This window comes from Novosphingobium sp. (assembly GCF_036733805.1).
GTDB lineage: Bacteria > Pseudomonadota > Alphaproteobacteria > Sphingomonadales > Sphingomonadaceae > Novosphingobium.
Genome location: NZ_DAIMZT010000108.1, coordinates 1 through 4,599 on the forward strand (window position 1 = coordinate 1; position 4,599 = coordinate 4,599).

The window sequence follows — 4,599 nt, forward strand, 5'->3', positions numbered from 1 at the left end:
CACCAACCTTCAAAGCCGGCAACTTGTCCACCAGCTCATTTGTGCAACAAAGCCGATTGATAGGATACCATTCTATCGATCACGCGCGCACCTTGAGCGCAACCCGCTGAGCACGATCCAGAATGACGTTCGCCTGTGCTGTAATGGGCTCCCGGTCATCAAGCCCCGGAACATTCAGGTCGCGCTCGATCGCGTCGGCCACGGCATCCGCCAATTGCAATGCCCGACGCCGCACGAATGGCACCGCAACGCCCGCATCGCTTGCGAACCGGTTAAAGTGCTTGGGCTCCAACTGCTCCAATGTTCCGGCCCCGCCAAACGTCATCGCGAAGCGTGGAGACAACTCGGGCCACATCACCGTGCCGACCAGATCATAGAGGGGGGCTAGGACGATTTGGCTACCGTTGGCCTCCTGCCGCAGCAGACTGAAATTTTTCGCATGGGCGTCGGCATTGCCGATGATGACGTTGAAGATGGCGGCATCAACCAGCTTCAGTACCTCAAGCGCCGGACGAGCAGCGGCCTCGCGCAGCAGGGCGAAGCAGTCCCGAAAAACCGGCCCGCCTTCAGCCGCATATTTGCGGTTCGATGGAACGCCAAGCGCCTGTGCAAAATCCTCTTGGTGCAACCGCCGGGTTTCGCCGTCCGCCGTCACACGATCGTAGCGGGTCACAAGCAGGTAGGCCCGCCCGTTGACCTGTCTCCATTCCGCATCCACGGCATCAAGACCCACCGTGCGCGCGAGGGCGAGACAAAACGCCTCATTCGCGGCAAGACCGGGGAAGCGATCCGGTTCGGGCTTGATCAAATGGGTAGACGGCTGCCCCGGTAACGGAACGGCGATCTTGCCACCGACAAGTACGACCGGGAGCTTGGATTGTGCTCCCGCGAGGCTGAGGCGTGCCCCCCCTTCCCCGGCCAACATTGGTACGCGCGGCAATCGCGAGATCAAATCGGCAAGCGCAACATCTTCCAATGCTTCCGGGTCACCGGTTGTCACAGTTGGCGGATTCTCACCTGTGGGAAGAAACGCGAGCGCACCCGCAACGTCGCCGCCCAGCGCCGCCAGCAAACGAAAGGGGTTATCTGGGGATACGCCAAGCGCGCGGGCAATCGCAGTGCGCTGCCCTTCCTCGGGAAGCAGACCGCCGAAAACGGCCTTGCAGATGGCGTCGTCATATTCGGCTTCACGCTTGGGCATCGCGCGCGACAAATCCGACGTCGCGGGATCGGTCAGCCAGTCGGGCGCATAGGCGAAGTGCATCGCGCCGCCGCGATCGATCGAAAGCGTCCCGGCGATACGCTGTCCCCACCAGACGGCAAGGCTATCGAGGATCGGTCCGCTCACTGCGGCCGCCGAATATCGATCGAGCACCCCAGCGCTGCCAGCACCGCCAGAACCCGGCCAAGCTGGACAGTCGGTTTGCCCCGTTCCAAGTCAACGAGGAAGCGCACGCCAACGCCGCTCGCAGCCGCAAGCTCCGCCTGACGCAGGCCCAGCGCCTTGCGTTCTTCTCGAACGATTTTTCCTATGGTGTCGGTGTCGAGCATCATGATTTTCCCGATCGGGACATTATGAGCTTTTTCGCCCCGTTGCAACGATAATATTCCCGATCGGTAAATTTAGGAAGGCTGAGCGATCATAGACAGGATTTTTTACCGATCGGGAATATTTTCCGATGTGACATTGCGGTGCCAGCGGCCATTCCATGAGGTTAATAACGACTTCGTGCCTTTCGCCTCCCGAAGATAACGAAGTCGTTACTAACTGGCGCGAGGTCACCACCGTAACATCACCGGGATTTTTCCTGACGCAGACACCTATGATCGATATGACGATGCGGCGAGGCTGGTGGATCAGCCTCCACCTCCTCCCTCCCCCCGCTCTGATACCCAGAAAACTGACGATCTTCCGTGTGGGTATCAAGGGGGTCCCGGGCGTCCGAACTTGCATGAATGGACCTGAAGTAATACGCCTCGGAATCAGCGGGTCGAAGATACGTTTTCGTGTTCCCCAAGACGCGAAATGACGCAGAATAACAGGCGATAACAAGAGCTTATGGCCAGCTCTTAATCAGCGGGTCCTAGGTTCGAGCCCTAGTGCGTCCACCACTTTTCACCAGCAAAACCAAGCACTTAGCGAAGGTCTAGCGCGGTAGCGCGGGCCAGCGGCACGCGCCTTCTAGCGTATTTCTAGCCGCTCTAGCTGCTCATAGCAGCACCCCCGCACCGCGAAGGCGCAGGGGTGCTGGCAGCGTCAGGCAGTGGCAAAGGAGGTGCCGCCCCGCTGCTGGCCCCGATGTTTTGAAGGCGAGGGGTCGGTGGCCTTAACCCCGGCGCGGCGAGCAAGATGGAACTCCCGCGCTAACTCATCTCGTAAATCGGTCCTCGTCTCCCCTGCACCCGTCCGCGCCGCTGCACAGCCGCAGGCGCAGCACGTCCTCCGAGAAAAATGGTCGGCGACATTTGAGGCAGCGGTGCCAGCCTACCTTCCTGACCACACGGCCCGGAATGTCCTCGTCCGTCACGGGTTCGCGGCGCACACACCCGTCGAAGGGCCAAGCATCCGGCTCGATGATACCGATGGCGGCAGCCTGGCCCTTCATGCGGAGCGGGGTATATGGCTCATCGCGCGGCGGCGCAGGCCTGCGCGGCTTGGGGGCTGGCACTGGTAGCGGCTGATGGTCCCGCTCGCGCCATGCTACCAGCCATGCGGGCGCACCGTCAGCCTGCATTCCACACCCCCTCGGTTTCCCAAGCCCGAAGGGCAGCGACAACGGCGATCATGTCGCGCTGGTCCAGCGCCCCGCTTTCGATGCCGGGCAGCACGTCGCGCTCAACCCATGCGTCAAATGAGCCGAACAGAAGCGCGAACGGGGATGGTCTCGGCTTCTCCGCTTCCTCAATCCGCTTGATGCGGCGTTGAAGGGCGCGGATGCCTGCCACTGTGGTTATCGCAGTCCGAGATGGTAGCGAAGGTCAAAGGGCAGGTCCGGCGCACCGGGACGATGGGTTCGTATCGCAGGTGACGCGCTACCCATGCGCCCGTCTCGTCATATCCCAAGAGCGAGATGCGCACGAACACATCGTCGTCACCAATGGCATGGGCATGGACGCGGTTCCGTTCGGTTTGGATGATTGCCATGCCGGTCCCCCTAAGAGTGGATATCGCGCAAGGCCGGTCGCACTCGGCCCGTTCGCAAAAAATGTGCAAATAATTCCGTTTTACGCTCGGGCATCGCGGGCCTCCTCAAGAGCGGCAATCCGGGCCTCAAGCTCCTCGCTGGCACGCACGTCCGCGAGCGATTTGATGCTGTCGATGATGAGCCTGCCGACATCGGGCGCGACCGCACCAGCGGCAACGGCGTCCAGCACCTGGGCGACCTGCTCGCTGATCGGTGCGGTGGCGTCGAACTCGAAGTTCACCTTCTCGGCCTGAGCCTTCACCGAGGGCAAGACCTTCGACAGAACGATGCTCGCCGCGTTTGTGTCTCCCTCAAGGGCGCGACCGACCAGTATAGCGACGATGTTGCGCATCTCGTCCAGCGCCGCCTGTGTGGCCAGCAGCCGTTTGTCGGGCACGCCTGCCGGTCGTCCCTTCGGGTTGGGCGATGGACCATTCTTCACCCATGCGGGGTTGCCCGGTCCACGCGGTTCGGTCGGGATCGGCGGGGGCGTGGGCTTCCAGTCCGTTCCCCAAGGCGGTGCAATCTGTTCAGTCATCGGATGCCTCGATTTGATTAGAACAAGGATCAGACGACGAAGGACTTTTCAGCCGCCGCCTTTGCTGCACGAAGTTGCTGCACTTTTGCTTGTTTCGCCCCGACCGCCTTCTCCATCTCTTTGAAGATGAGGCCGCCGCGTTCGCCCAGCATTTCAAGTCCGGCCTTCGCTGCTCGCAGTTGCTTGGCAGCGCGAGGGTTGGACTTCTCGTGATGGAGCCGGAGCAGGATGTTCTGCATCTCCGGGGTGATGCCGGACAGGTAGGGAACCCCGCCCAGCACTGCGCCCACCGTGCGCTCGTCACCCGCCTCAATCGCCTTCTGGATGAACCCCATGCGCTGACCTTCGGGCAGCGTTTTCACATACGCCCTGATCTCGCCCGCCATTGCACCAACGCCCCGGCTCTCGATGGGCTGGGACAGGTCGCGCTCCAAACCCTCAATCACGCGGTTAAGGCCAGCGGTGGCGCTGTCGAACCGCTTGGCGAGGTTGGCGAGCATCTTGTCCGCGAAGTTCTACTACGACGTTGAAATAGACCGTCGGAGGGGCGAACTCGAAATCGCCCTGCCGCTCCCGACTGAAACTCGCCCAGCCGCAGAGGGGCCGCTCAGACTCGTCAAACACGGCCTGAATGTTGGCGAGCACGTCAGGATCGGGAGTTATCGAGACGCAACCCACAACGTGTTTGCGATCTCGTCCTTTGTACGGGGCGTAGCTACCTGCCACAAAAACGTATTCGTCGCCGATTTCGAGATACGCCCCTCCTTTGGGGATAACGTCGAAACTGACGGTGATTGCTCCTTGGGAATCGCGCCACTTTCTGAGAGGCTGACCGAAAAAGAAGGTGGGCAATATCAGCGACATGTGATTCAGCCG

At 61.3% G+C, this 4,599-nt stretch carries 6 protein-coding genes; all 6 read right to left on the bottom strand.

Annotated elements, in window-relative coordinates; genetic code table 11:
* Window positions 1–79: 79 nt before the first annotated feature.
* Window positions 80–1,348, bottom strand: a complete 1,269-nt coding sequence (locus tag V7D69_RS15310) for a type II toxin-antitoxin system HipA family toxin (RefSeq protein WP_333606232.1) — start codon at window positions 1,346–1,348, stop codon at window positions 80–82.
* Complete coding sequence (locus V7D69_RS15315) at window positions 1,345–1,551, bottom strand: type II toxin-antitoxin system Y4mF family antitoxin (RefSeq protein WP_333606237.1); 207 nt, start codon at window positions 1,549–1,551, stop codon at window positions 1,345–1,347. The genes V7D69_RS15310 and V7D69_RS15315 overlap by 4 nt, the downstream gene beginning before the upstream one ends.
* A gap of 1,173 nt (window positions 1,552–2,724) precedes the next feature.
* A complete protein-coding gene (locus tag V7D69_RS15320) occupies window positions 2,725–2,946 on the bottom strand; it encodes a hypothetical protein (protein WP_333606233.1) in 222 nt (73 codons plus the stop codon).
* Between the two features lie 279 nt (window positions 2,947–3,225).
* A complete protein-coding gene (locus tag V7D69_RS15325) occupies window positions 3,226–3,723 on the bottom strand; it encodes a hypothetical protein (RefSeq protein WP_333606234.1) in 498 nt (165 codons plus the stop codon).
* Between the two features lie 29 nt (window positions 3,724–3,752).
* A complete protein-coding gene (locus tag V7D69_RS15330) occupies window positions 3,753–4,223 on the bottom strand; it encodes a hypothetical protein (protein WP_333606235.1) in 471 nt (156 codons plus the stop codon).
* Window positions 4,174–4,599 (bottom strand): hypothetical protein (locus V7D69_RS15335; RefSeq protein WP_333606236.1); only part of this gene is annotated, 426 nt, incomplete at its 5' end. The genes V7D69_RS15330 and V7D69_RS15335, both read right to left, overlap by 50 nt.

Bases quoted from the DNA above. Each gene is read 5' to 3' on its own strand.
- V7D69_RS15330 (WP_333606235.1), bottom strand. From the start codon at position 4,223: ATGCTCGCCAACCTCGCCAAGCGGTTCGACAGCGCCACCGCTGGCCTT.
- V7D69_RS15325 (WP_333606234.1), bottom strand. From the start codon at position 3,723: ATGACTGAACAGATTGCACCGCCTTGGGGAACGGACTGGAAGCCCACG.
- V7D69_RS15315 (WP_333606237.1), bottom strand. From the start codon at position 1,551: ATGCTCGACACCGACACCATAGGAAAAATCGTTCGAGAAGAACGCAAG.